We start from the raw sequence: 25,521 nt of genomic DNA, 5'->3' as shown, positions 1-25,521 counted from the left end.
TGTTTCAGCCGCGCTTCGATTTTGTGGATGTATTCATTCTGAAAAAAAGCCCATTTCAAAAACAGTGAGAACAACCTAAGTCACTTGTAACGCTACTTGATGCAACATATCAAGACCTTGCGTCTGACAAGACGGGGGAAGTACGCCGTAGACATTTATATTTACTTTACGCTGAGGAAAAGCTTTAACATGAATTGATTCAATTCTCGCCGTATAACATCCGTTGTTTTGAAAAAGGTTAAACATGAACTCGCTATAGAAAGCAGGAATATATCCTAGCTTACACCCCTTATCTGTTAACACTTCTACCGCTTTAGCATCCTGCCTATTCTCCGGCTCTAACCGAAAATGCACTTTATCTCCCACTTTAAGATCTTGAATCACTTGATCTCCCTCGTAATACCTCCAACCGGCGACATAAAAATCAAAATCGAAATGATTTCCCAATACATAAATTGGTGCTACAAATTCATAAGAATCTGTCGCAAGTTTACCACCCTTTGCTCGTAACAAATCCATATCTGTACAATCATGCGGCAAACCATATGTGCGCAAAATTTCCAAAAAATCCGGACGACGTCGGTCAGGCAAACGTCGCTCAAACGGTCCAAACAATCTGTCTGAAAATACATTCAATTTCCCTCTTTACTTCCTTTGGATATAATTCATAAATGAAACTTAGTAATATGCATTGCTATTTGCCTTTATCCAAGTCTTCATATACATGATCACAAACAATCATGACCATGAAAAACACCCGAAGCCTTCTTTGGCTTCGGGTGTTTCCATTCACACTTCCTCACAATATTCATCAAACAGCGCCTGCAGCTTTTGCACGACCGCAATCGGCTCGTGGCCTTCGATGTCGTGGCGGTGGAGCATGGCGCACAATTTCCCGTCTTTCAACAGAGCGAACGACGGCGAGGACGGCGGCTCGCCGACAAAATACTCGCGCGCGCGGGCCGTTGCTTCTTTGTCTTGGCCGGCAAAGACGGTCACCAAATGATCCGGACGCTTGTCGTAGTGGACGGCGTGGGCCGCTGCGGGACGGGCGATGCCGCCGGCGCAACCGCACACGGAGTTGATGAGGACAAGCGTTGTGCCCGGACGGCGAAACGCGGCGTCGACGTCTTCCGGCGTGCACAGCTCTTCAAATCCGGCTTCGACCGCTTCGCGCCGCGCTTGTTCGACGATGTCGCTATAGAGCGGAAATTGAAATTGGAACATTGTGACACCTCCTTCGCTTTCCCTTTATCATATCATAGTTCACCGCCCCGCTTCCGTTCATACGCCTCGATCAGCTCTTTGACCGCGGCAGTGACCGGCTTGACGCCGGAAATGACGCTGTTCTCGAGCATTGGGAGCTTTTCTTTCACGATCGGGTCGGTGAAAAAGCGCGTTTCGATATATTCTTTGATCATGGCGTGCATCCAGTCTTTTTGCTGCTGGCGGCGGCGGTCGAAAAAGACGCCGGATCGCTTCGTCATCTCGACGAACGTTTGGATGACGCGCCACATGTCGGCGATCCCTTCGCCCAAAAGCGCCGAGCACGTGTACGCTTTCGTCTTCCAGCCGGGTGTGGCCGGGCGGAGGTAATGGAGAAACTGGTTGTATTCTTTTTGCGCCGCCTTTGCTTTTTCTTTATTGTCGCCATCCGCCTTGTTGATGACGATGGCGTCCACGAGCTCCATGATGCCGCGCTTCATCCCTTGCAGTTCGTCGCCGGCGCCGGTTAAGGCGAGCAGCAAGAAAAAGTCAACCATCCCACGGACGACAAACTCGCTTTGCCCGACGCCGACCGTCTCAACAAGGATGATGTCATAGCCAGCCGCTTCGCACAGCATCATCGTCTCGCGCGTTTTCCGGTGCACGCCGCCAAGCGCCCCGCCGGATGGCGACGGACGGATGAAGGCGCGCGGATTTCGGGCGAGCGTCTCCATCCGCGTTTTGTCGCCGAGGATGCTGCCGCCGGTCAACGAACTTGTCGGATCGACGGCCAAGACGGCGACGCGGTGCCCTTGCTCGCATAAAAACGTGCCGAACGCTTCAATGAACGTGCTTTTCCCCGCTCCCGGAACCCCGGTGACGCCGATGCGGATCGAGCGGCCGACGTGCGGAAGCAGTTCATTGAGCATTTGCTGGGCGAGATCCATATGCCTAGCCGCATTGCTTTCGACAAGCGTAATCGCCTGCGCTAACATCGTGCGGTCGCCGGCGAGCACCCCTTGGACGTACTCTTCAACTGTCCGCTCTTTCCGCCTCACAATCCGCTTTGGCGCCGGCGGGCGCTCGGCTTGCACGTACGACGACGCGCTCTCGCCGTCCGCCCATTCCGGGCGCCTCCCTTGACCTTCTACCGCACCTTCGCCTCCTGCTCGTTCTTGCTGTTTCTCTTCGCCGTTCATTCGCTCACTTCCTCATAGCCAAGCCGAGCGTAAATTTCGTCCAACACAGTTTCCGCCGCTTCCGGAATGACCGTGCCCGGGCCGAAGACGGCAGCGGCGCCGTGTTCATACAAAAACGCGTAATCTTGCGGCGGAATGACGCCGCCGACGATGACTAAAATATCGTCGCGGCCGAGTTTTTCGAGCTCCGCAACAAGCTGCGGCACGAGCGTCTTATGGCCGCCGGCGAGCGAGCTGATGCCAACCGCATGCACGTCGTTTTCGACCGCCTGGCGCGCTGTTTCTTCCGGCGTCTGAAACAGCGGGCCGATATCGACGTCAAACCCTAAATCGGCAAACGCCGTGGCAATGACTTTCGCCCCGCGGTCATGGCCATCTTGCCCCATTTTCGCGACCAGCAGGCGCGGACGCCGCCCTTCCAGCTCCGCAAACTGCGCCACTTTTGCTTTCACCCGTTCAAGCTGCGTTTCATTTTTATACTCCGAGCTGTACACGCCGCTGATCGAACGAATGACCGCGCGATGACGCTTCGCTACTTTTTCAATGGCGTACGAAATTTCCCCGAGCGTCGCCCGGACGCGCGCCGCTTGAACAGCAAGCTCGAGCAAGTTCCCCTCGCCCGTTTCCGCCGCTTTCGTAATCGCGTCAAGCGCCGCTTCGACCTGCTCGTTGTCGCGCGTTGCCTTCAGCTCGTTCAGCCGCTCGATTTGCCGTTTTCGCACGGCGGTGTTGTCCACCTCCAAAATGTCGATCGGTTCGTCTTTTTCCGGACGGTATTTGTTCACGCCGATGATCGTTTCCGCTCCTGAATCGATGCGCGCTTGGCGGCGGGCCGCTGCTTCTTCGATGCGCATTTTCGGGATGCCCGTTTCAATGGCTTTCGCCATCCCGCCAAGACTTTCGATTTCTTCGATATGCGCCCACGCCCGCTTCATCAGTTCGTTCGTCAACGTCTCGACGTAATACGAACCGGCCCACGGGTCGATCGTCCGGCAAATGCCTGTCTCTTCCTGCAAATACAGCTGCGTATTGCGGGCGATGCGCGCCGAGAAATCGGTCGGCAAGGCGATCGCCTCATCCAGCGCGTTCGTATGGAGCGACTGCGTATGCCCCATCGCCGCCGCGTGCGCTTCGATGAGCGTGCGCACGACGTTGTTGAACGGATCTTGCTCGGTCAAGCTCCACCCCGACGTTTGCGAATGCGTCCGTAATGCGAGCGATTTCGGATTTTTCGGGTTGAACGTTTTCATCATTTTCGCCCACATGAGGCGCGCGGCACGCAGTTTCGCCACTTCCATAAAGTAGTTCATGCCGATCGCCCAGAAAAACGACAGCCTCGGGGCGAACGAATCGATGTCAATGCCCGCCTTCAAGCCGGTGCGCACGTACTCAAGCCCGTCCGCGAGCGTATACGCCAGCTCCAAATCAGCCGGCGCCCCGGCTTCTTGCATATGGTAGCCGGAAATGCTGATGCTGTTGAATTTCGGCATGTATTTGCCCGTATAGGCGAAAATGTCGGCGATGATGCGCATTGACATCTCCGGCGGGTAAATGTACGTGTTGCGCACCATATATTCTTTCAAAATATCGTTTTGGATCGTGCCTGACAGTTTGTCTTGCGTCACTCCCTGCTCTTCGGCGGTGACGATGTAAAACGCCATGATCGGGAGCACCGCCCCGTTCATCGTCATCGACACCGACATTTGGTCAAGCGGGATGCCATCAAACAAAATTTTCATATCAAGCACCGAGTCGATGGCCACCCCTGCTTTGCCGACATCGCCGACGACGCGTGGATGGTCAGAGTCATAGCCGCGGTGCGTCGCCAGGTCAAAGGCGACCGACAGCCCTTTTTGCCCCATCGCCAAATTTCGCCGATAAAAGGCGTTGCTCTCCTCGGCGGTCGAAAAGCCGGCGTATTGGCGGATCGTCCACGGCCGCACGACATACATCGTCGGGTACGGCCCGCGCAAGTACGGCGGCAAGCCGGGCATATAATCAAGAAAATCGAGCCCATCGATATCTTTCTTTGTATAAAGCGGCTTCACCGCAATGTGCTCATTCGTCTGAAACAACAGCTTATCGATCGACGCTTTCACACGCCGCTCGACCGCGTCTTTCCACTGTTTCTCCTCCACATCGGCCGCTGCCGCGGAAAGCGTCATCTTTGTAAAATCAACGTCCTTCGCCATCCAACGCCACCCCTCTTTCCGTGAGAAACGCCACGATCACATCGTACGCGTTCAAACCGAGATGAATTGCCCCATCCACGCCCGCAGCCGCGTACGTGTTCTCGAGCTCTTCCGGCGGTTTTCCGGCGACATACAGCTTCGCGTTCGGCTTGGCTTGCTTGAACCCCTCAGCCAACGCCGGAACGAACCCCGGGTAGTCGTCATCCGCGCCGCACACGATATAATGCGTCCCGTTCGTGTTCCGCACCCATTCGACCGCTTCCTCAACCGAGGCGAAGCCGTCGCTTCGCTCAGCCGCCACCCCACCGGCCGCAAACAGCCCGGCGATGAAATCGGCGCGCGCCTGATGGCGGACAAGCGGCCCGACATTAATCAAGTGAACGGAAAGCCGGCTTCCCGTGCGTTCCGCATGCTCCTCGGCTGCTTTCCGCAGCGTTTCAAACGGCTCGGCCAAGCGCCATGCCCGAATCGGCGTGATGGCAACAGCCGCGTTCCCATCGACCAACGCCGCTGCGATCTCCCGAGCGGTTGCTCGACGGCGAGCCGCACGAATCGCCACTTCCACCCACTTCCCGCCGACAAGCGCGCTGCGAATCTCAGCCACCCGCTTTTCATCCAGCGGCGGCACCTCGTTCGCTGCGGCTTGCTTCGGCTTTTCGATCGACGTTTCCTCCAAATTGGCGTACACGTTCGTACCGACGATTTTTTCTTTCCGCGTCTTGACACGATCCAGCCGCCGCTTGGCGACCGCTTCCACTTCCGCCTGCACGAAGCCGTCTTCGAGCGCCTTCGCCATGCCGCCTTTTTCCTCCACCTGCTGGAACAGCTTCCACGCTTCTTCGGCGAGCTTGGCCGTCAATGTCTCCACATAATACGAGCCGCCCGCCGGATCGATGACATGGGCGAGATGCGCCTCTTCAAGCAAAATAAGCTGTGTGTTGCGGGCGATGCGCCGCGAAAACGCATCAGCGAGTCCGATTGCTTCGTCAAACGGCGACACGTGCACGCCATCGGCGCCGCCGACAACGGCCGCAAACGCTTCTGCTCCCGCGCGAAGCATGTTCGCATACGGGTCGTACACCGTTTTTGTAAAGCGCGATGTGCGCACATGCAGCTCGATCCGCCTGGCCGATTCACTGCCGCCAAACGCTCCAATCACGTGCGCAAACAACCGCCGCGCCGCCCGCAGTTTCGCGATTTCCATAAAGAAATCAGCCCCAACCGCAAACGACGCTTGCATCCGCGTCGCGATGTCATCCACCGTCAAGCCCCGATCCAGCCCCGCGCGGATGTACTCGACCGCCGCCGCCAGGGCAAACGCCAGCTCCTGCACGGCGTTCGCCCCGCCGTTATGGTATGGCTCGCCGCGCACGAAAATCGTGCGAACGAAAGGCATCTGTTCCTTCGCCCACTTCGTTGCTTCCGCCATTTCATCATACAGCCGCTCAAGCGAACACGGGAGCGTCCCCTGTTCCGCCCACGCTCCGAGCGGATCCATGCCGATCGCGCCGCACACCATTGAGAGTGATATTCCTTGTTCTTGCAGATACGCAGCCAGCAACGCTAAAAACGGAAGCGACTGCGCCCCCGCGTCCACACGGAGCGAATAGCGATCGAGCGGCACACCAGCAAACATCACCGCAACATCCTCAACCGACTCGACGACAAACGGCAGCCGCCCGAGAGCGAAATGGATTTCCGTCTGCCCCCGCGCTAAGTCATGCTTCACCGCCTCGTTCCAGTCGGACGGGCTTGCCGCCGAAATCTCTTGGCTCACCTTCCACGGCTCGCCCCGATACCCTTCCGGCCGCGCCCCGCGCACGTACTGGCCAAAGCCCGGATACTGCTCCAGCGGGCCGAGCTCCTCTACATCGCGGCGCGTATAAAGCGGTTTCACCGCTATGTTTTCGTATGTCATCGTCACAAGCCGCTCGAGCGGCTTGCCTTTCAGCGACTTTTCCGCTTCCCTCTCCCACTCCTCCATCGGCGGAGCCGGAAACGCCGCTTCCTTCATCTTCGCGACATCGCTCATTTCCCCATCCCCTTTCGCGTCTTTCTGCCAAAAAGAAACCGCTTTCGTTTTTCCGCCTGAAAACGAGCCACACCCGATGGCGCCTCACGCCAAACGAATGAAGCAACGCTTTGGTGGGAAAAAACGGGTTCTATGTTTATTGTAGTACATCGGCCGCGTTTGGGCAATGAACAAAACACCTTGTTCTTGGCTGTTGGCAAAGTGGAGTGGACTTCGCACAAAATCGCGAAGGTCGCGCTTTTGTTTCCGACAACATGATTCAACGGAAGAGTCGTTCCCTGAACGTTCCCCATCAACCGCCGATGCCGCGTTCGTTGCGTTGAGCCGTCAAATGAATGCGACATCGGCTGGCGAAACGTGGATAACATCACTGCTTAGCGAACATCTCAACGGCCATTCGTTCATTGGAAAATGTTTCGCAAGTCGATGAAGAAATCCTCCCATACATGAACGGAAACGGCGTCATCCCCGTTGTACACTCCGCGAAGTTCGAACTTCCCTGTTTTCTCACGCAAATACACTTCCACGACTTGATTCGCCGGGTCAACGATCCAATATTCCTTCACTTCGGCCCGCTCGTACGCGATCCGTTTGTCCATCCGGTCGATTTTGGCCGTGGCGGGAGACAAGATCTCGACGACCAAATCCGGAGCCCCGACAATGCGGTTTTTTTGAATTTTGTTTTTGTCGCAGATGACGACAAGATCGGGGCATACCCGGTTTCGGACGTTTTCATCCATCCATCCCTTTCGATGATCTTCGATAAAGATACACATCGATCGGGGCGGCCAACACGCGACAACTCTTCCCTCTGAGATACATCCCAAATTCGATCGAAAGCTGGAGCGAAATCCATTGATGTTCCGGTGTTGGCGACGGCGCCCTGCTAATGATGTTCCCGTCCAAGACCTCACACCGTTTTCCTTCCGGCCATGTCGCATACTCTTTGTAGGTCATCGGGGCCTGTTCCTTTTCTGGTGGATCCATTTCTTCCACCTGCCTCCTAATTTTATATTGATGATACACCATCCATTCCTGTGTCTTGAACGATGTTTATTCCTCTTCCCGAACGAGCGGCAGGCGGACGGATACCGTCGTTCCGCAGCCGAGGTCGCTGTCGAACTGGATCGCGCCGTCATGAAGAGAGACGATTTTTTTGACGATGGCAAGCCCCAAGCCGGTGCCGCCTTCTTTGCGGGTGCGGGCGCGGTCGACGCGGAAAAAGCGCTGGCCGAGAAGCGGAAGCTGGTCTTTCGGGATGCCTTTTCCCGTATCTCGGATCACGAGTTCGCCTTCTGCTTCGGACAGACGGGAAAGCCGCACCGTCACCGCTCCGCCTTCCGGGGTGTAACGGATGGCGTTGTCAAGCAAGTTGCGCACGACTTGTTCAAGCCGATCGGCGTCACCGTCAACGATGAAGTCGTAGTCGAGATCGCACGTGAGCCTCAGCCGTTTTTGTATGATGATTGGGCGATACGCGTCCATGACGTCCTCGATCACTTGGGCGAACGCCACCGGCGCGCGCTCGAGCGGCACGCTTTGCCCTTCGAGGCGCGCCAAATCCAACAAATCGCGGACAAGCCTCTCCATCCGTTCCGTTTCGCGGTGGATGAGGCGAAGGTACGCCTTTTCTTCTTCCCTCGTTTTCGCAAGGCCAGCTAGGAGCGCTTCGCTGTACCCTTTCATATAGCTGAGCGGTGTGCGCAATTCATGCGAGACGTTCGCTAAAAACTCGCGTTTCCGCTCGTCTTCTTTGGCGATGGCATCCGCCATTTGGTTGAACGCCCTCGCCAGGCGGCCGATTTCATCATCGGTCCGCACTGGGATGGCCGCTTCGTAGCTGCCTTCCGCCATGCGCTCTGCCGTTTTCTCCATCGCTTGCAGCGGCTCGATCATTTGCCGCACCATCCGTCGCCCGACAGCCAAAAGCGCGGCGGCGAATGCGGCGGCCAACGGCCAAAACGTGGCCGCCGCCCGTTTCGTCGCTTCTTGGACATCGGCCAACGGCAAATATAAGTAAATCGCTCCTTCAAGCCGCTTGCCGTCCAAAAGCGGAACGATGACCGCCATCACGCGGCGGCCAAACCGCTTTTCGTAGCCGGTTTTGACAACAGGCTTCCCGGCTAGCAGCGTTTCCCGGTCACGGCCGCTCACGAGCGCGTCATAGTCGACCGGAAACGGAAAGCAGGCGCTCAGTTCACGCGGGTTGTCGATCAATAAGATGGTGGCCGTCGATTTTTCGTCATACCATTCGATTTGACGGCGGTATGGCTCATCGATCGCCCCGCCCCGATAGTCGCGGGCGAGGCTCGTCCCTTCCACGATCAACGTTCGTTCGACTTCTTTCATGTACACCGTTCGGTAAAAATAATTCAAAAGGCCAAAGGAAAACGCCAGCGTCGCCACGACCGCGGCGCCAATTGACAGCCATAGTTTTTGCCCTAACCGAAGCCGTTTCATGTTCATCCCTCAAACTTGTAGCCGATGCCCCAGACGGTTTGGATGTGGCGGCCGGCGTCTTTCAGCTTCATACGCAGCGTTTTCACATGCGTATCGACCGTGCGGGCGTTTCCTGTATAATCATATCCCCACACTTTGACGAGCAAATCGTCGCGGCTGAACACCTGGCCGCTGTGCTTCGCCAAAAACAGCAACAGCTCAAACTCCTTCAAAGTCAGCTTCACCACCTCACCGCCAACGGTCACGGTTCGTCCTTTTTCGTCAATGGCAAGGTCGCCAAATTGCAGCCGTCCGTCATTCTCGCGGCCGCGCTGCACCCGGCGCAACACCGCCTCGAGGCGGGCGATGAGCTCTCCCGGGCTGAACGGCTTGACGATGTAATCGTCGCCGCCCAATTTCAATCCTTTCACTTTATCCCACTCTTCGCCAAGCGCAGTCAAAAACAACACTGGCACGTCCGACTGCTCGCGAATGCGGGCGCAGACGGCGAAGCCATCCTGCTTTGGCATCATGACGTCCAACAGCACGGCATCCACCGGATGTTGCGAAAGCAGCGCCAGCGCCTCATCCCCGTCTTCCGCTTCCAAGCAGCGAAAGCCGGCGTTTTCCAAATACATGCTGATCAACAGGCGCATTTCTTCTTCATCATCGACGATTAAAACGGTCCGTTCGCTCATGTTCGTCCCTCCCGAATGAGCAGCTGCAGCGGACCGTCTCCCGTCTTCCAGCGGGCGAGCGGCCGCAACGTCACTTCGTCGACCACGATGATTTCATCGCTGTCATAACTCGCAATATACAAACGGCCTCCTGCCGCTTCCATGGCAAACGGATTGGCGCCGACAGAGACGGAGCCGAGCCGCTTCCCGCTTGGCAAAACCTGATAAACCGTGTTCGAGCCGTGGCTTAGCACAAACACGCCGCGGTCTGTTTCAACAAAATCCACCGGCATGACCGGAGCGGCGATCGTCCGGAGCAAGCGGCCGTCTTGCAGCGAGTAGACATGAATGTTCGTTTCCACACGGCTTCCGCTGCCGTGCCCGCCGACCCACAGCTCCCCTTGTCGCTCGCGCACCACTCCGCCCAAGGCGAACTTCGGCACGGCGAACGAACGGATGACGCAGCGGCGGTCCACATCGATGATCCACGCCCGTTCGTCTTGAAAATCGATCACATACAACCTCGTTCCAGCGCGATTGACCAGCAGCGTCATCGGGGAGCGTCCGACCGAAAGACGATCGATCTTGTTCCCATCCCGGTCGACGACAAGCACCGCGTGATGAGTGCTGTCGCCGAAAAACCACATGCGGCCATCCGGAGATGGAGCAGCGCTCACAATGCCGCTTCCTATTTTCCATTCGCCAAGCAGCTTCCCGGTCGCGAGGTCGTACCGATAGATGCGGTCGAGGTCCCGCCCGTACAAAAAAAGCGTCCGGCCGTCTGGGCTCAACACCCCGCCTTGAAACGGCTGATCAATGTTCCAGCGGGCGATTTTGCCGCCATTTTTCGCGTTCAAAAAGGTGACCGTTTCCGCTTTGACATCGAGACTGATGACGACCGACAGCGAATCAGCGATCGGAGGAAACGATGTCTTCGCGCAGCCGCTTAGCATAAAGAGCAAACACCACAGCATCCATACGCTCGCTCGTTTCATCTCGAGTTTCTCCTTCACCTATTCGTTTCTGCCCCCATTATACATCACATTTGTGAGAGAAGTTTGAAATCGCGCCATGCAAAAACCCCCACCGCCAACCGATGGCGATGGGGGAATCGTTAATCAATCGACGCATGCTTTGACACTATATAGATGCAACGAAAGAGTTTAACATATCCTTGATGAAAAAGTCGCTTGCTTATTTTTTGACTATCGGAGGCAAGCCACAAGCTTGCCTTCGCCACGCCTTAGCGTGACGGAAGACCGAACAACTACCCGGAAGCGGCGTTGTTCGGTCGCCCGACAGTCGATCAAATCGCTCTGTAAAAGCTGCAAACCTCACACTTCGCACCCTTCCGACGAAAATCGGGAGGATTTTTTCGTTCCGATGTCGAATGAATCCTTGACACACAAGGAAAGTGAAGGAGTTTTTCTCTCATGGATGTTCAAGTCGAAGCGGTCTATCGCAATTCTGATTTGAATATAATAAGTTGCTCTATTCAAGAAACTGGGCCTGCCCCAATGGATTGACCATCTCATTCCCATCGATTCGCAGTGCCAGACTCGAGTCAGCAATGCCGTTCAGGCCATCCTCTACCATGTGTTTGACGGCCGGCAAGCCCTCGTTCACTTGGAACATTGGGCTCAGGAGGTCGATTGTGAGACACTCATCCGTTCCGGGCTCCATCCTTCCTGGTTGAATGACGATGCCTTGGCTCGTCATCTCGATCGTCTGTATGAGGCCGGCATTCGCAAGGGCATCAGCGCTTGCTTGATTCAGATTTATCGCAAAGAAAGCCTTTCCCTCCGAGCCTTCCACGCCGATACGACGGCAGCCTGTCCGGTAAAACGTGGAATCCCGAGGTACTGTCGCGGGTCCATGAACAGCTGAAGCAAGCCAAGATCGAAGACGAATGGATTTATGTGGCCGATTCCGCCGCGATGACGAAAGACACTCTGGCGCAAACCAAAGCAGCCCATGCCTTTTTGATCACGAGAGGCCCTTCGTCGCTTCGGATCGTGAAACAGGCATTAGCGGAGGCCGATTCGCCTCACATCCTGTGGAGCGACCCCTTTACGCTGGCGGAGAGAAACGGCGCCACGTACCGGGTATGGGAAACATCCTCCACCTATGAAGGCCATCCGGTTCGACTGATCGTCGTCGAATCGAGCGCGCTCGACCAGCGAAAAGGAAAGACGCTCGAAAAAGAACGAACCAAAGAAGCGGAGCTTCTTCACGAGGAACAAGCCCGTTGGGAGCGTCATCCATTCTCCTGCCGTGAAGATGCCGAACAAGCCTTGGCGTCCCTCAAGGCGTCCCTTCGCCCCCGGTTTCATCGGGTTGAGGCCGCGGTCGAAGAGATCGTACGCCCGAAAAAACGGCGCGGACGGCCGAAAAAAGGGGTGGAACCCGAGACGGAGACGCGGTATCTTTTGGGCCTTGACGTCGAATTCGACCAAGATGCGTGGGAACAGGTGAAACGGAAAGCGTCCCGGTTTGTCCTCGTCACGACCGTTCCGAAGGAATGGAAGGGTCAACCCATGGATGCCCAAGAGATCTTGAAGCTATATAAAGGGCAGATCTCGGTGGAAATGAACTTCGCTTTTTTGAAAGATCCGTTTTTCACGGATGAGATTTACGTCAAAAAACCAGAACGGGTCGCAGTATTAGACTATTTGTTTCTGTTGGCCTTGGCCATTTACCGCGTTTTTCAGCGCCGAGTCCGTCCGTTCATTACTCCAGAACACCCGTTGAAGGGTCCTGGAGGCCGCAAGCTGACCCGGCCGACGGGACAGGCGATTGTTCAGCTGTTTCAATATGTGAACGTCGTCCTGTTCAAGCTGCCAGATGGGCGCATCCAACGCTCACTGGATCGCTCCCTCACCCCTGATCAGCGAAGGATTCTGCAGGGATTGGGCATGGATGAGAGCATCTACGTGTAACGTGATACGGAACGACCATAGATGGTAAAAAAAGGATTGCCATCACTCGTCGTGTTGGTCGGAAAGTTATTCTAAAAAACTAAATAAAAAATTCTTTCTTTCAACCCTGTTAGGGTGCGAAATGTGAGTATTAATGTGTTCCTAAAAACCCGTACATATATAGAAAAACAAAGAGAAAGGTTAATACGGCTCCTATCATTGTTTGATTAAGTGTGTTTTCATTACTGTTCAAATTTTTTAAAAAGCTTGCTAAATTCAAAAACCACAAAACACCTATTATCGGTAAAATAAGTAAGTATATATATTCCATTCAAAAAACTCCTTTTACTGTAAAGTTTGAACCACTCCCACTTAGCTAACGCTTAAAGTGGAGGATTTCTGGGTAATCCTCCCTATATACATGTAACATGAAGAGTTAGCTTCTCAGTCATCCTCCACACCCTAAGCGCTGCAGCACTTCCTCCGGACGTTCGTGGATGCAGTGGACAAACGGAGCGATGCTTGCATGATATCGTTGCGATCCTTGCGACATATATGGGCGATCGCCGCACCTTTCAGCCATTTCCATAAGCGTTCAATCGGGTTCAGCTGTGGAAAATATGGAGGAAGGGGAAATAACGGGAAAATACGGCCCTTCTTCCCGCCAAAACGCCTTGACCATTTTGGCATGGTGAATGCAGGCGTGTTCCAACACCAAGACCATGAGACGGTCCGGATCGCGCTCTTTGAGCATTCTCAAGAAATCCAAGAACGCCGCGGCATGGGTAGCGGTCGTTTGATGAAGCACCGTTTCGCCATCGTGGAGGTTGACCGCGCCAAACAGAGATGCGTGGGCATGACATAAGAGAGGCTTGAAATCATTAATAACTTAGTGTTAAAGCGTAAGAAGCAGTATCTACCGACTTAGATGGAGTTATTGATAATCCTGCTGGAAATACTGATACACTAGGTTCGCCAATATATAATTGGTGTCCATATTCAATTTTAATGTTAATTGTACCATTATTTTTTGTTGGTACATAAACATATTGTCCCATATATCCTTTGTGTAAAGTAAATTCTGTAGAGCTTCTTAAGTCAAATTCACCAGCAACTCCAGCATTTGGTTCCCAATCACTAGGTGAGTAATCAATTGCATAATCTATCCAGTTTCCATTACCTTGTGGATTTTGACTATATCTATGTTGATGTTGTGTTACTTTTCCATTACTAGTTGGAAGAAAAAATCCTGCACTTGAAGGAAAACCGAAAGTCATTTTATCTACAAGTTCGTAAAAAGGAGATTTTAGCCATTGGAAATTACCATAAATATAAAATTTATCGTAATTTGTTCGATCAGAGGTTACTTTATAAACTGTACCCCATAATTTCATCGTTGAGGACGAAATTGTACCCATCGTTGTAAAATCACCAGAATTATTTACTCCATTTTCGAACGAAAATATTTCAGTTTTGAATCTTGGATGACAGCTTTATCTTTAATGAGTTGCTTTGCAACTTCTAAAGGCAACATATCTATTTCTTCTTCAGTATGTCCTGTTACATCTTTTAAATATTTTCTTTCTTGCTTTGTTAATTTTTCACTTTTTGAGGTATTATCCACTTCTTTTGCAGAGCTGAAATCATTGAAGAAAAATAATGAAAAAAGGAGCACTAAACTAAATAAATGAAATTTTAATTTTTTCAAATTAATTCCCTCTTTTTAAATAGCTTTGAATTTTATTATAAAATTTATAGTATTTATTGTAAATAAAAATATTTATTGTAAATAAAAAAATTAAAAGGATTTTCATTTCAAATTACACTTGACAAAGAAAGAGGATTGTGATAAGTAAAACCAAAATAGTATTTCTTCCTTTTTATTCCACGCTTCTCTTTGGGCAACATTGCTGTCATGTTTGCCTTTAAAAGTCAAGTACATCTTTTGGTGAAGAACTTTTTTGTTTGGTTGTCAATTTATGTTAGTGAATTTGCTCATCTACAGTAGGTATTTTGTTTGCTTATCCACTGTAAAATATAGGTAAAGGACTCGCACGTCATGTGCTTGGAATCGCCTTGGGCCAGCGCGGCTTTTAGGTCTGCAACAACAAAAGGCTTCCGGTGATCAAAAAGGCGTTGGCGGCTTTCGTCTGCGCCCTGGTGTCTTTCGTCATGGCGGCGGAATCTGCCACGTCAATCCATTCGTCTTCGATCTTGGCTTGCTTCAGCTGCTCATGGACACGAGAGCGCTTTGGTGCTTGCGATCAACTTAACCGCATCGCTGGTTCGGGTTTGGCATTGGGGATCCACAGAAACCATCCGGTCAGAAACAAGTTTGAAATCGCGCCATGCAAAAACCCCACCGCCAACCGATGGCGATGGGGGAACCGTTAATAAATCGGCGTGTTGTCTTTGTTCATGTTTTCCAAAATCGCTTTGACGCGGGCGAGGAAGCGGCCGCAAATGAGGCCGTCCAAGACGCGGTGGTCAAGCGACAAGCATAAGTTGACCATGTCGCGGATGGCGATCATGCCGTTTTTGACGACCGGGCGTTTGACGATTGTTTCGACTTGCAAAATGGCGGCTTGCGGATAGTTGATAATGCCCATCGACTGCACCGAGCCGAACGCGCCGGTGTTGTTGACGGTGAACGTGCCGCCTTGCATGTCTTCCGGTCGCAGTTTGCCGGCGCGCGTTTTCGCCGCCAGTTCGGCGATTTCGCGGGCGATGCCTTTGATCGTTTTCTCATCGGCGTGCTTGATGACCGGAACAAACAAGGCATCGTCCGTCGCAACGGCGATCGAGATGTTGATGTCTTTGCGCTGAATGATCTTATCACCCGCCCACGTCGAGTTCAGCTGCGGGAATTCTTTCAGCGCTTGGGCGACCGCCTTGACGAAGAAGGCGAAATACGTCAAATTGAAGCCCTCACGCCGCTTGAACTCGTCTTTGATGGCATCCCGGTAGGCGACAAGATCGGTGACGTCGACTTCGACCATCGTCCACGCGTGCGGCGCTTCGTGTTTGCTGCGGAGCATGTTGGCGGCGATCGCCTTGCGCACCGGGGTGACCGGAATTTCGATGTCGCCCGCTCCCGCTTCTACGTTCGGCGCCGCTGGCTTCGTCGGCGCTGTCACCGCGGCGGTTGGCTCGACAGACGGTTGAGCCGCTGCGGCGGCCGGGGCCGTCTGTTCCACTCTCGGTTCGGCTTTTGGCGCGGCTTGTTCCGCCGCTCTGGCCGCTTCCGCTTTCGGAATTTGGCCGGACTCGATGAGCTTCAGCAAATCTTTGCGCGTCACCCGCCCGCCAAGGCCGGTGCCTTGGACTTGTTCAAGGTCAATGCCGTGTTCCTGAGCCAAGCGGAGCACGGCGGGGGAGTAACGGCCGCTGTTGGCCCGCCCGGCCTTTTTCGGCGCCGCTGGCTTGGCGCTGTCTTCCGCTTTCGGCGCTTCCTCCGCCGGTTTCGCTTCCGGACTTGGTGCAGCGCCTTCGACTTCGATCGTGCAAATCGGCGCGCCGACCGGGAGCGTTTCTCCTTCTTTGGCGATCAGTTCGCGAATGACGCCGGCAAACGACGACGGAATTTCCGCGCTCACTTTATCGGTGATCACTTCGGCGACCGGATCGTATTTGTTCACTTTGTCGCCCGGGGAAACGAGCCATTTGCTGATCGTGCCTTCGGTGACGCTTTCCCCGAGCTGAGGCATCGTCAATTGTTCGATGGCCACATCGATACCCTCCTATCTCTGTTGCAATATCTTCGCCGTGACGTCCCCCACCACGTACGCTTGGAAGCGGGGGGGGTTTCGAAGAACCCCTTCATGGGATTCCTCCCCAATCGCCATTCCCACTTTTCCATTGCTTCTAAGCGGGAGACGTCTTTTATTCATACATTAAAACGCCGCTAGTTCGCGCATCGCTTTTTCCACTTTTTCCGGGTTGACCATAAAGAATTTTTCCATCGTCGGCGCATACGGCATAGCCGGAACGTCCGGACCGGCGAGGCGCATAATCGGCGCATCGAGGTCAAACAGGCAATGTTCCGCAATAATGGCAGCCACCTCGCTCATGACGCTTCCTTCTTTATTGTCTTCGGTAATGAGCAACACTTTTCCGGTTTTGCTCGCCGCTTCGATGATCGCTTCTTTATCAAGCGGGTAGACGGTGCGCAAATCGAGCAGATGGACGGAAATGCCGTCTTGGGCGACGCGTTCGGCCGCCTGCAAGGCGAAATGGACGCACAGCCCGTACGTGATGACGGTGATGTCATCGCCTTCGCGTTTAACGTCCGCTTTGCCGATCGGCAGCACGTAGTCCTCCTCCGGCACTTCCCCTTTAATGAGGCGATAGGCGCGCTTATGCTCGAAAAAGAGCACCGGATCTTCGTCGCGAATGGCTGCTTTGAGCAGCCCTTTCACATCGTACGGCGTTGACGGCATGACGATTTTCAGCCCCGGCTGGTTGGCAAACACCGCCTCGACTGACTGTGAATGGTACAAAGCGCCATGCACCCCGCCGCCGTACGGGGCGCGGATGACGATCGGGCAGTTCCAGTCGTTGTTCGAGCGGTAGCGGATGCGCGCCGCTTCAGAAATAATTTGGTTGACCGCCGGCATGATGAAATCGGCAAACTGAATTTCAGCAATCGGGCGCAAGCCGTACATCGCCGCGCCGATGCCGACGCCGACGATCGCCGATTCGGCGAGCGGCGTGTCGATGACGCGTTCTTCGCCAAACTGCTCGTACAATCCTTGCGTCGCTTTAAACACTCCGCCTTTTTTGCCGACGTCTTCTCCCAACACAAACACGCGCGAGTCGCGTTCCATCTCTTCGCGAATCGCCATCGTAACCGCATCAATATACGAAATGACAGGCATTGTCGATTCCCCCTTACTCCTCAGCATACACGTAGCGAAGCGCATGCTCCGGTTCGGCATACGGCGCTTTTTCTGCATAGTCGGTGGCATCGTTCACTTCTTTCATGACGCGCGCCTGAATGGCTTCATCTAACGCGTCCGTCAAGACACCGACCTCTTTCAAATAATGAGCAAATGAGACGATCGGGTCTTTCGCGCGCGCCTCGGCCAGTTCTTCTTCCGTCCGGTAGACGCGGTGATCGTCATCGGACGAGTGCGACGTCAAGCGGTACGTCACCGCCTCGATCAACGTCGGTCCTTCGCCGCGGCGGGCGCGGTCAGCCGCTTCCTTGACGACGCGGTACACTTCGAGCGGATCGGTGCCGTCAACCGTATAGCCCGGCATGCCGTAGCCGATGGCGCGGTCCGATACTTTTTCGCATGCCAATTGTTTTGAAATCGGCACGGAAATGGCGTACTTGTTGTTTTCGCACATAAAGATGACCGGGAGTTTATGAACGCCGGCAAAGTTCGCTCCTTCGTGGAAATCGCCTTGGTTCGACGACCCTTCACCGAACGTGACGAAGGCGACAAAATCTTTCTTTTCCATTTTCGCCGCCAAGGCAAAGCCGACGGCGTGCGGCACTTGCGTCGTCACAGGCGAAGAACCGGTGACGATCCGGTTTTTCTTTTGCCCGAAATGGCCTGGCATTTGCCGGCCGCCGGAGTTCGGGTCTTCCGCTTTGGCAAACGCGGCAAGCATTAATTCCGTCGGCGTCATGCCGAACGTCAACACAACGCCCATATCGCGGTAGTACGGCAGGACGTAATCTTTCGTCCGGTCAAGAGCGAACGCCGCGCCGACTTGCGCCGCCTCCTGCCCTTGGCACGAGATGACGAACGGAATTTTCCCCGCGCGGTTTAACAGCCACATCCGTTCATCGAGCTTGCGGGCGAGAAGCATCGTTTCGTACATTTGCAACACCATGTCATCGCTTAATCCGAGCGCTTGGTGACGGTTTTGCGCCATCGGAACAACCTCCCTTAATTGAAAATGCATTACAGCTTGTCATGCAAGCTGCTTGTTGCCAATCTTTCACCCTCACGCGGCAAGATTAGAAGTGAATCGCCCGTCCATCGACGGCAAGCGCCGCCTCGGCCAGAGCTTCAGAGAGCGTTGGGTGCGGATGGATCGCATGCGCCACTTCCCACGGAGCGGCGTCGAGCACACGAGCGAGCCCCGCTTCGGAAATCAAGTCAGTCACATGCGGGCCGACCATATGGACGCCAAGCAAGTCGTCTGTGTTCCGGTCGGCAACGAATTTGACAAATCCTTCTGCTTCGCCGAATACAAGCGCCTTGCCGATCGCTTTAAACGGAAACTTGCCGACTTTGATGTCATAGCCTTTCGCTTTCGCTTCTTGCTCGGTTAAGCCGACCGCCGCCGCTTCCGGCCGGGTGTAAATGCAGCGCGGCACCATCGCATAATCGATCGGCGACGGATTATGCCCTGCCAAATGTTCGATGGCGACGATCCCTTCATGGGCGGCGACATGGGCGAGCTGCAAGCCGCCGATGACATCGCCGATCGCGTAAATGTGCGATTCTTTCGTTTGGCCGAACGCGTTCGTTTGAATATACCCCTTCTCCACGACAATATCGGTGTTTTCGAGGCCGATTCCCTCAATGTTCGCCTGCCGTCCGACAGAAACAAGCATCTTGTCAGCCGTGAATGTTTTTCGCTCACCGTTATGTTCCGCCTGAATGGCCACGCCGTTTCCCTTTTCCAATGTTTCTGGCAGCACCCGCGCTCCGGTGACGATGTTGACGCCGCGGCGGCGAAGCAGTTTTTCCATTTCTTTTGACACATCTTCATCTTCGGTCGGCAAAATGCGGTCAGCATATTCAAGCACGGTGACATCCACGCCGAAATCGTTCAGCATCGACGCCCATTCCATGCCGATCACGCCGCCGCCAACGATCAAAATGGACGATGGGAGCACCTCCATTTGCAGCGCCTCGTCGGATGTCATCACGAATTCGCCGTCCGCCTCCAACCCCGGCAGCGTGCGTGGCCGCGAACCGGTGGCGATGACGACGAATTTCGGAACGAGCATTTCGTTTTCGCTGCCATCGTTCATTTCGACCGACACTGTCCCTGGCAACGGGGAAAAGATCGATGGGCCGAGCAGGCGGCCGATGCCGGCGTACACATCGATTTTCCCCTTTTTCATCAAATGTTGCACCCCTTTGTGGAGCTGCTCCACAATCGCTGCCTTGCGCGCCTGTACTTTGGCAAAATCGAGGCGCACATCATCGGCAATGACGCCAAACGCCTCGCCGTTTTTCGTTTGCGCGTAGACTTCGGCGCTCCGGAGCAGCGCTTTGGACGGAATGCAGCCGGCGTGCAGGCACGTGCCGCCGAGCTTCCCTTTTTCGACGACCGCCGTTTTCAAGCCGAGCTGCGACGCGCGAATGGCCGCCACATAGCCGCCTGTGCCGCCGCCAAGAATGACGACATCGTATTCATTTGCCATCTTGCCTTCCCCTTTCTGTCTGTTGCCGCATCAACGCCGGACTGAAACCGGCGCAGCCGCTTCACCTAGATATGTTTTTTCCTCTTCCTCGCCGCGCAAGACGCGAAGCGCGCCTTCCGCCAACGCCTGCAGTTCATTTTCGCCCGGATGGACGATGACATCGGCAATCCATTGGACGCGGCGGGTGATCTGTTCGACGAACGATTTACCGTACGCCAGGCCGCCGGTTAAAATGATGGCGTCGACTTTGCCGGAAAGCACGGCGCTTGCCGCGCCGATTTCTTTCGCCACTTGGTATGCCATCGCCTCATATACGAGTTTCGCCTGTTCGTTCCCGGCTTCAATCATTTTTTCCACTTTCACCGCATCGTTCGTGCCAAGATGCCCGACAAGACCGCCGCGGCCGACAAGCATGTTCATGATCTCATCACGGTAGTATTCACCTGAAAAACATAAAGCGACCAAATCGCCGGCCGGCACCGTTCCAGCGCGCTCCGGGCTGAACGGGCCTTCGCCGTCAAGGCCGTTATTGACATCGACGACCCGCCCCCGCTTGTGGGCGCCGACGGTAATGCCGCCGCCCATATGGGCGACGATGAAATTCAACTCGTCATACCGCTTGCCAAGCTGCCGAGCGACGCGGCGCGCGACCGCTTTTTGGTTCAACGCATGGAAAATGCTGCGCCGCTCGATCAGCGGAAACCCGCTAATCCGGGCGATCGGCTCAAGCTCATCGACGACGACCGGGTCGACGATAAACGCCGGAATGTTGAGCGCTGAGGCGATTTCGTGCGCCAAAATGCCGCCGAGGTTGGAGGCGTGCTGGCCGGAGTAGCCGCGGCGCAAGTCTTCAAGCATCGCCTCATTGACGCGGTACGTTCCGCCTTCGATCGGGCGGAGAAGCCCCCCGCGGCCGCAGACGGCGCTTAGCTTCGATAAGTTGATTCCTTCCTCATCTAAAGCGGCTAAAATCGTCTGTTTGCGAAATTCATATTGGTCGATAATCGTCGCGTATTGCCGCAGCACATCCGCATCATGGCGGATCGTTTTTTCCAACAGTGGCCGTTCATTTTCAAACACGCCAATTTTCGTCGAGGTCGAACCTGGATTGATCGTTAAAATACGGAACTTCTGCTCTTGCATCGTTGTCGTCCCTCCGTGTGCCGCCAGCGGGGCGGAGGACCGCCCCTGGCCGCCGTTAACGGCCGCGGCGGCGGCTTAAAATATGATGACCGTTTTGCAAAAATTGGCTGCGCGCCTTGCGCATCGTTTCGATCCGCTCTTCCGCCATCCGATCGGCCGCGACGTACGTCGGAATGTTATCGCGCTTGGCGATCGCAAACACTTTTTCAATGTTATCGTAAATTTGCTCGACTTTTTTCATCGCCCGTTCACGGTTGTAGCCGTACAATTCATCAGCGACATTGATGACGCCGCCGGCGTTGATCACATAGTCCGGAGCATACACGATGCCCATTTCATGAATGATATCGCCATGCCGCGCCTCGCGCAGCTGGTTGTTCGCCGAGCCGGCGATCACTTTCGCTTTCAGCTGCCGAATCGTCTGGTCATTGATGATGCCGCCGAGCGCACATGGGGCAAAAATGTCGCACTCGACGCCGTAAATGTCGTTCGGGTCGACCGCTTTCGCGCCAAATTCCTCGACCGCGCGGGCCACCGCTTCCTTGTTAATGTCGGTGACGATAAGCTTCGCTCCTTCTTCATGCAAATGGCGGCATAAATGGTAAGCGACATTGCCGACGCCTTGGACGGCGATGACTTTTCCTTCGAGCGAGTCGCTGCCGAACGCTTCTTTCGCCGCCGCCTTCATTCCACGGTAGACGCCGTAGGCTGTCATCGGCGACGGGTTGCCGGACGAGCCGAACTCCGGGGAAATGCCGGTCACATAGTCGGTCTCTTGGTAAATGATATCCATATCAGCAACCGTCGTCCCGACGTCCTCGGCCGTGATATAGCGGCCGTTTAATCCTTGGATGAAGCGACCGAACGCGCGGAACATCGCCTCGTTTTTATCTTTGCGCGGGTCGCCGATGATGACCGTTTTGCCGCCGCCTAAGTTGAGGCCAGCCGCCGCGTTTTTGTACGTCATGCCGCGGGCGAGGCGCAACGCGTCTTCGAGCGCTTCTTCTTCCGAATTGTACATCCACATGCGCGTGCCGCCCAACGCCGGGCCGAGCGTTGTATCATGAATGGCGATGATCGCCTTTAAGCCCGATTCTTTGTCTTGACAAAACAACACTTGTTCGTAATCATACGTTTCCATATATTTAAACAGTTCCATCTTCGATGGCCTCCTTCTTTTCATTTCGCTGCCGAACAGATCGCAAGGGCGAGCGAATACAATTTGCTTTCCGCCGAGTCGGCGCGCGATGTTAAAACGATTGGCGCCTTCGCTCCGGCGATGACCGCGCCAACGCGGGCGTTCGCAAAATAGACGAGCGATTTGTACAACATATTGCCGGATTCAATGTCGGGAACGAGCAAAATATCAGCGCAGCCGGCGACTTCACTCTCAATCCGCTTATGCTTCGCCGCCGTCATGGACACGGCATTGTCTAATGCGAGCGGTCCATCAAGCAGGCAGCCGCTGATTTGGCCCCTCTTTTGCATTATGGCGAGCGCGGCGGCATCAAGTGTTGCCGGCATGGCCGGATTGACTGTTTCCACTGCCGCCAAGGCCGCCACTTTCGGCCGCTCAATGCCGATCGACCGCGCCACGCCGACGGCGTTATTCACAATTTGCACTTTTTGTTCCAAATCGGGCGCGATGTTCATGGCCGCATCCGTCACGATGATGGGCCGATCCGCCCCCGGCACGTCAAAGACGGCGACATGGGAAAGAACTCTCCCCGTGCGCAGACCATACTCTTTATTGAGCACCGCCTTTAAGAGCGCCGCTGTCGGCACATGTCCTTTCATCAGCGCATCGGCTTCATTCAAATGGACGGCGCGCACGGCGAGCTCCGCTGCCTGCCCGACCGAGTTCGCATGAACGATCTCAACATCGGAAAAGCGCGTGCAGCCATTTTCTTTCAGCAATCGGCCGACCCGCTCGCGATCCCCGTACAGCACGAACCGTCCGAGGCGATGTTTGAGTGCCATCGCCACCGCCTCAATGACTTCTTCGTCTTCCGCCGCCGCCACTGCCACCGTCCGGCCCTGGCATTGGCTTGCCTCTTCGATTAACGATTTTAGCTTCATCGTCTGCACCAACCTTTTCTGCAAATCGTGCGGCACTTTTTTATATGCAAAAACTGTGCCAATCATAAAATTATGAAAGCGCTTTAAAACAGCCGTTGGATACGGGCAAGACTGTGCAATCTTTTTCTTTATATGAAAATTACTGCATGCTTTTTTTGTCAAGTCCGTATTTCTCCAATTTATAGTACAAGTTGCGCACTGAAATGCCGAGCGCCCGGGCAGTCGCTGTTTTATTGCCATGATAACGGCGGAGCGCCCGCTCTAACAAATGCGCCTCATACTCCCCGACCATCTCATCAAGCGGGCGGAGCGGCTCCTCCGCTTCAATGCGGAGTGCCGGTGCCGGCGATGGGGTGGCGAGCGGCGGCAAATGCGCAACGTCGATCATTACCTCGTGAAATTTCATGAAAATCATCGCCCGTCCGAGCACGTTTTCAAGTTCGCGGACGTTCCCCGGCCAATCATAAGCGAAAAGCCGCGCCATCGCTTCGTTTGTCACCCCTTCGACGTTGCGCCCGTAATCTTGGTTCAGCTTTTGGATCAAATGCCGGCAAAGGGCCGGAATGTCTTCTTTGCGGGCGCGCAGCGGCGGGATGTAAATGGGCATCCGGTTGAGCCGGTAATATAAGTCTTCGCGAAACGTGCCGTCGGCAATCGCTTTTTCCAAATTGACATTCGTTGCGGCAATGACGCGGACGTTAATCGGGATCGGTTTCGTTCCGCCGACGCGGACGATCTCCCTCTCTTGCAAGACGCGAAGCAGCTTTGCTTGCGTGCTCGCTGACAGTTCGCCAATTTCGTCGAGGAAAATGCTTCCGTTGTTCGCCTCTTCAAACAACCCGCGTTTTCCGCCGCGCCGCGCGCCGGAAAACGCCCCTTCTTCATAGCCGAATAGCTCGCTTTCTAATAATGTTTCCGGGATCGCCGCACAGTTGACGCGGATAAACTTGTTATACTTTCGGTCGCTGGCGTTATGAATGGCGTGGGCAAACAGTTCTTTGCCCGTTCCTGATTCGCCGCGCAGCAAAATCGTCGCCGGCGTTTTCGCCGCTAGTTTCGCTTGCTCAATCGCAACTTTCATCTCTTCTGATTCACCGATAATATCGGCAAACGAATATTTCGCTTCGAGCGTGCGAATAATTTGCCGCGCCCGGTTGAGCTCCGCCGTCAGCCGTTGGATTTCCGACACGTCGTGAATGACGCCGACGCTCCCTTTTAATACACCGTCCACAATGATCGGGGCGACATTGACGATGACGTCGCGGTTTTTCGGGCCGACTTTCATGCGCGCGCCGCGCACCGGGCGGCGTGTTTTCAACACTTGCATATGCATGCTTTCTCCCTCGGCGATGTCGGCGGTCGCCGGCTTGCCGATCACCTCCTCTTTCGTCAGACCGGTGAGACGGGTATACGCCGGGTTGATCAAAATGCCGTTCCCGTTTTCATCCACGACCGAGATCGCTTCTTCTGATGAGTAGATAATTGCTTCAAGCATCATGCGCACTTCTTTTAAGTCCGTGATTTCTTCCGCCAAATCGACAAGTTCGGTGATATCTTTAAATACCGCAAGCGCTCCGAACAACTTGCCGCTCTCGTCGATGATCGGGATGCGGGTGGTGATCAACTTTTTCCCATTCGCCAGCTCCATTTCTTGGTGAAACTCTGTCTGCCTCGTTTTCAGCACGCGCGGCAAGCCGCTCGATGGCAAGACGGCTAAAATATGCTCGCCGATGACTTTGTCCTTGTCCACCTCGAGCAGCTCTGCGGCGCTTTCATTCATATCGGTAATGTAAGCATATTCATCAACGACAATCATGCCATCGTGGGACGAGTGAAAAATGAGCGCGCGCCGAGCCGCCTCGCTTTTCAGTTCCGCGATCAACGCTTCTTTCTCTTCTACAAGCTCGGCCATCATTCTCGCGACCGCACTCGGGACGATGTTCGCCCCTTTGGGCGCCAGCTGGCGGATCTCTTTAAGGACGTCCGCCTTGCCGGTCGTTTCGATAATCAAATCAAGCGGTTTGTCCATCCATGGGCGCCAGTCGTTGGCAGCGGCAATGCCCCATTTTCGCGCCAGCTGCAGACCCGGGGCGTCGTCATCGACATCAATGACCGCCATGACGGCAAACCCCGACGCCTCGTGAAGCAGTTTGAGCAGCAACGTCCCCCGCGCATCGGCGCCGATTATGATCACTTTTTTCATTATGGTTCACCACGCTTTGTTTCATGCCAAATTTTGCAGG

Annotated in this window: 20 protein-coding genes and 3 pseudogenes; 1 reads left to right on the top strand and 22 read right to left on the bottom strand. The window is 54.7% G+C overall.

The window, feature by feature from the left end:
• Positions 1-75 precede the first annotated feature (75 nt).
• The 9 genes and pseudogenes from IC803_RS05060 to IC803_RS05020 all read right to left on the bottom strand — a co-directional run bounded on the left by IC803_RS05060 (position 76) and on the right by IC803_RS05020 (position 10,740).
• The gene (locus IC803_RS05060; protein ID WP_223812025.1) at positions 76-636 is read right to left on the bottom strand and encodes an HIRAN domain-containing protein; all 561 of its coding nucleotides are present in this window, start codon (positions 634-636) and stop codon (positions 76-78) included.
• A 153-nt stretch (positions 637-789) separates the two neighbouring features.
• On the bottom strand, positions 790-1,227 hold the full coding sequence (locus tag IC803_RS05055; RefSeq protein WP_081209296.1) for a BrxA/BrxB family bacilliredoxin: 438 nt from the start codon (positions 1,225-1,227) through the stop codon (positions 790-792).
• Positions 1,228-1,259: 32 nt separating this feature from the next.
• Positions 1,260-2,405: a methylmalonyl Co-A mutase-associated GTPase MeaB gene (gene meaB, locus IC803_RS05050; RefSeq protein ID WP_081209298.1), complete on the bottom strand. Its 1,146-nt coding sequence runs from the start codon at positions 2,403-2,405 to the stop codon at positions 1,260-1,262.
• Positions 2,402-4,597 (bottom strand): methylmalonyl-CoA mutase, encoded by a 2,196-nt coding sequence (gene scpA, locus IC803_RS05045; protein WP_081209300.1) that lies wholly within the window; start codon positions 4,595-4,597, stop codon positions 2,402-2,404. Before scpA ends, meaB begins: the two co-directional genes overlap by 4 nt.
• Positions 4,581-6,629 (bottom strand): methylmalonyl-CoA mutase family protein, encoded by a 2,049-nt coding sequence (locus IC803_RS05040; protein ID WP_081209302.1) that lies wholly within the window; start codon positions 6,627-6,629, stop codon positions 4,581-4,583. Before IC803_RS05040 ends, scpA begins: the two co-directional genes overlap by 17 nt.
• A gap of 401 nt (positions 6,630-7,030) precedes the next feature.
• Positions 7,031-7,616 (bottom strand): annotated as a pseudogene (locus IC803_RS18480) (Uma2 family endonuclease).
• Positions 7,617-7,682: 66 nt separating this feature from the next.
• A complete protein-coding gene (locus IC803_RS05030; RefSeq protein WP_081209304.1) occupies positions 7,683-9,089 on the bottom strand; it encodes a sensor histidine kinase in 1,407 nt (468 codons plus the stop codon).
• Positions 9,090-9,091: 2 nt separating this feature from the next.
• Positions 9,092-9,766 carry a response regulator transcription factor gene (locus IC803_RS05025; protein WP_081209306.1) on the bottom strand — a complete coding sequence of 225 codons (675 nt, stop codon included), beginning with the start codon at positions 9,764-9,766 and terminating at the stop codon, positions 9,092-9,094.
• Positions 9,763-10,740 (bottom strand): YncE family protein, encoded by a 978-nt coding sequence (locus IC803_RS05020; protein WP_081209308.1) that lies wholly within the window; start codon positions 10,738-10,740, stop codon positions 9,763-9,765. The genes IC803_RS05025 and IC803_RS05020 overlap by 4 nt, the downstream gene beginning before the upstream one ends.
• Positions 10,741-11,178: 438 nt before the next feature.
• Between IC803_RS05020 and IC803_RS05015 the strand changes: the two are divergent.
• Positions 11,179-12,684 (top strand): annotated as a pseudogene (locus tag IC803_RS05015) (IS1634 family transposase).
• Between the two features lie 441 nt (positions 12,685-13,125).
• Here the strand turns inward: IC803_RS05015 and IC803_RS18475 are convergent.
• The 13 genes and pseudogenes from IC803_RS18475 to IC803_RS04965 all read right to left on the bottom strand — a co-directional run bounded on the left by IC803_RS18475 (position 13,126) and on the right by IC803_RS04965 (position 25,481).
• Positions 13,126-13,353, bottom strand: a complete 228-nt coding sequence (locus tag IC803_RS18475) for a transposase (RefSeq protein ID WP_369826943.1) — start codon at positions 13,351-13,353, stop codon at positions 13,126-13,128.
• Positions 13,259-13,471 (bottom strand): hypothetical protein, encoded by a 213-nt coding sequence (locus tag IC803_RS18095; RefSeq protein ID WP_233134469.1) that lies wholly within the window; start codon positions 13,469-13,471, stop codon positions 13,259-13,261. Before IC803_RS18095 ends, IC803_RS18475 begins: the two co-directional genes overlap by 95 nt.
• A gap of 73 nt (positions 13,472-13,544) precedes the next feature.
• Positions 13,545-14,081 carry a hypothetical protein gene (locus tag IC803_RS18090; RefSeq protein ID WP_223812024.1) on the bottom strand — a complete coding sequence of 179 codons (537 nt, stop codon included), beginning with the start codon at positions 14,079-14,081 and terminating at the stop codon, positions 13,545-13,547.
• A gap of 23 nt (positions 14,082-14,104) precedes the next feature.
• Complete coding sequence (locus IC803_RS18085) at positions 14,105-14,371, bottom strand: hypothetical protein (protein ID WP_223812023.1); 267 nt, start codon at positions 14,369-14,371, stop codon at positions 14,105-14,107.
• Positions 14,372-14,718: 347 nt separating this feature from the next.
• A pseudogene (locus IC803_RS18470) lies at positions 14,719-14,909 on the bottom strand (transposase); the annotation flags it as partial.
• A gap of 144 nt (positions 14,910-15,053) precedes the next feature.
• Entirely contained in the window at positions 15,054-16,391 is a 1,338-nt protein-coding gene (locus tag IC803_RS05000; RefSeq protein WP_081209373.1) for a dihydrolipoamide acetyltransferase family protein, read from the bottom strand.
• A gap of 165 nt (positions 16,392-16,556) precedes the next feature.
• Positions 16,557-17,540: an alpha-ketoacid dehydrogenase subunit beta gene (locus IC803_RS04995; RefSeq protein WP_081209375.1), complete on the bottom strand. Its 984-nt coding sequence runs from the start codon at positions 17,538-17,540 to the stop codon at positions 16,557-16,559.
• 13 nt (positions 17,541-17,553) lie between these two features.
• On the bottom strand, positions 17,554-18,549 hold the full coding sequence (locus tag IC803_RS04990) for a thiamine pyrophosphate-dependent dehydrogenase E1 component subunit alpha (RefSeq protein ID WP_081209377.1): 996 nt from the start codon (positions 18,547-18,549) through the stop codon (positions 17,554-17,556).
• A gap of 85 nt (positions 18,550-18,634) precedes the next feature.
• The gene (gene lpdA, locus IC803_RS04985; protein WP_081209379.1) at positions 18,635-20,056 is read right to left on the bottom strand and encodes a dihydrolipoyl dehydrogenase; all 1,422 of its coding nucleotides are present in this window, start codon (positions 20,054-20,056) and stop codon (positions 18,635-18,637) included.
• Between the two features lie 30 nt (positions 20,057-20,086).
• Positions 20,087-21,199 (bottom strand): butyrate kinase, encoded by a 1,113-nt coding sequence (buk, locus tag IC803_RS04980; protein WP_081209381.1) that lies wholly within the window; start codon positions 21,197-21,199, stop codon positions 20,087-20,089.
• Positions 21,200-21,254: 55 nt separating this feature from the next.
• Entirely contained in the window at positions 21,255-22,358 is a 1,104-nt protein-coding gene (locus tag IC803_RS04975; protein ID WP_081209383.1) for a leucine dehydrogenase, read from the bottom strand.
• A 20-nt stretch (positions 22,359-22,378) separates the two neighbouring features.
• Positions 22,379-23,278 carry a phosphate butyryltransferase gene (gene yqiS / locus IC803_RS04970; RefSeq protein ID WP_081209642.1) on the bottom strand — a complete coding sequence of 300 codons (900 nt, stop codon included), beginning with the start codon at positions 23,276-23,278 and terminating at the stop codon, positions 22,379-22,381.
• Positions 23,279-23,417: 139 nt separating this feature from the next.
• Positions 23,418-25,481, bottom strand: coding sequence for a sigma 54-interacting transcriptional regulator (locus IC803_RS04965; RefSeq protein ID WP_081209385.1), 2,064 nt, complete (start codon positions 25,479-25,481; stop codon positions 23,418-23,420).
• Positions 25,482-25,521: the final 40 nt, after the last annotated feature.

The organism is Geobacillus sp. 46C-IIa (genome assembly GCF_014679505.1).
GTDB lineage: Bacteria > Bacillota > Bacilli > Bacillales > Anoxybacillaceae > Geobacillus.
This window is presented reverse-complemented; position numbering and strand designations above follow the sequence as displayed.

What these genes read in the sequence shown, in the direction of transcription:
- IC803_RS05055 (WP_081209296.1), bottom strand. Translation starts at nt 1,227, where the DNA reads ATGTTCCAATTTCAATTTCCGCTCTATAGCGACATCGTCGAACAAGCG.
- meaB (WP_081209298.1), bottom strand. Translation starts at nt 2,405, where the DNA reads ATGAACGGCGAAGAGAAACAGCAAGAACGAGCAGGAGGCGAAGGTGCG.
- scpA (WP_081209300.1), bottom strand. Translation starts at nt 4,597, where the DNA reads ATGGCGAAGGACGTTGATTTTACAAAGATGACGCTTTCCGCGGCAGCG.
- IC803_RS05040 (WP_081209302.1), bottom strand. Translation starts at nt 6,629, where the DNA reads ATGAGCGATGTCGCGAAGATGAAGGAAGCGGCGTTTCCGGCTCCGCCG.
- IC803_RS05030 (WP_081209304.1), bottom strand. Translation starts at nt 9,089, where the DNA reads ATGAAACGGCTTCGGTTAGGGCAAAAACTATGGCTGTCAATTGGCGCC.
- IC803_RS05025 (WP_081209306.1), bottom strand. Translation starts at nt 9,766, where the DNA reads ATGAGCGAACGGACCGTTTTAATCGTCGATGATGAAGAAGAAATGCGC.
- IC803_RS05020 (WP_081209308.1), bottom strand. Translation starts at nt 10,740, where the DNA reads ATGAAACGAGCGAGCGTATGGATGCTGTGGTGTTTGCTCTTTATGCTA.
- IC803_RS18475 (WP_369826943.1), bottom strand. Translation starts at nt 13,353, where the DNA reads ATGCCAAAATGGTCAAGGCGTTTTGGCGGGAAGAAGGGCCGTATTTTC.
- IC803_RS18090 (WP_223812024.1), bottom strand. Translation starts at nt 14,081, where the DNA reads ATGGGTACAATTTCGTCCTCAACGATGAAATTATGGGGTACAGTTTAT.
- IC803_RS04995 (WP_081209375.1), bottom strand. Translation starts at nt 17,540, where the DNA reads ATGCCTGTCATTTCGTATATTGATGCGGTTACGATGGCGATTCGCGAA.
- IC803_RS04990 (WP_081209377.1), bottom strand. Translation starts at nt 18,549, where the DNA reads ATGGCGCAAAACCGTCACCAAGCGCTCGGATTAAGCGATGACATGGTG.
- lpdA (WP_081209379.1), bottom strand. Translation starts at nt 20,056, where the DNA reads ATGGCAAATGAATACGATGTCGTCATTCTTGGCGGCGGCACAGGCGGC.
- buk (WP_081209381.1), bottom strand. Translation starts at nt 21,199, where the DNA reads ATGCAAGAGCAGAAGTTCCGTATTTTAACGATCAATCCAGGTTCGACC.
- IC803_RS04975 (WP_081209383.1), bottom strand. Translation starts at nt 22,358, where the DNA reads ATGGAACTGTTTAAATATATGGAAACGTATGATTACGAACAAGTGTTG.
- yqiS (WP_081209642.1), bottom strand. Translation starts at nt 23,278, where the DNA reads ATGAAGCTAAAATCGTTAATCGAAGAGGCAAGCCAATGCCAGGGCCGG.
- IC803_RS04965 (WP_081209385.1), bottom strand. Translation starts at nt 25,481, where the DNA reads ATGAAAAAAGTGATCATAATCGGCGCCGATGCGCGGGGGACGTTGCTG.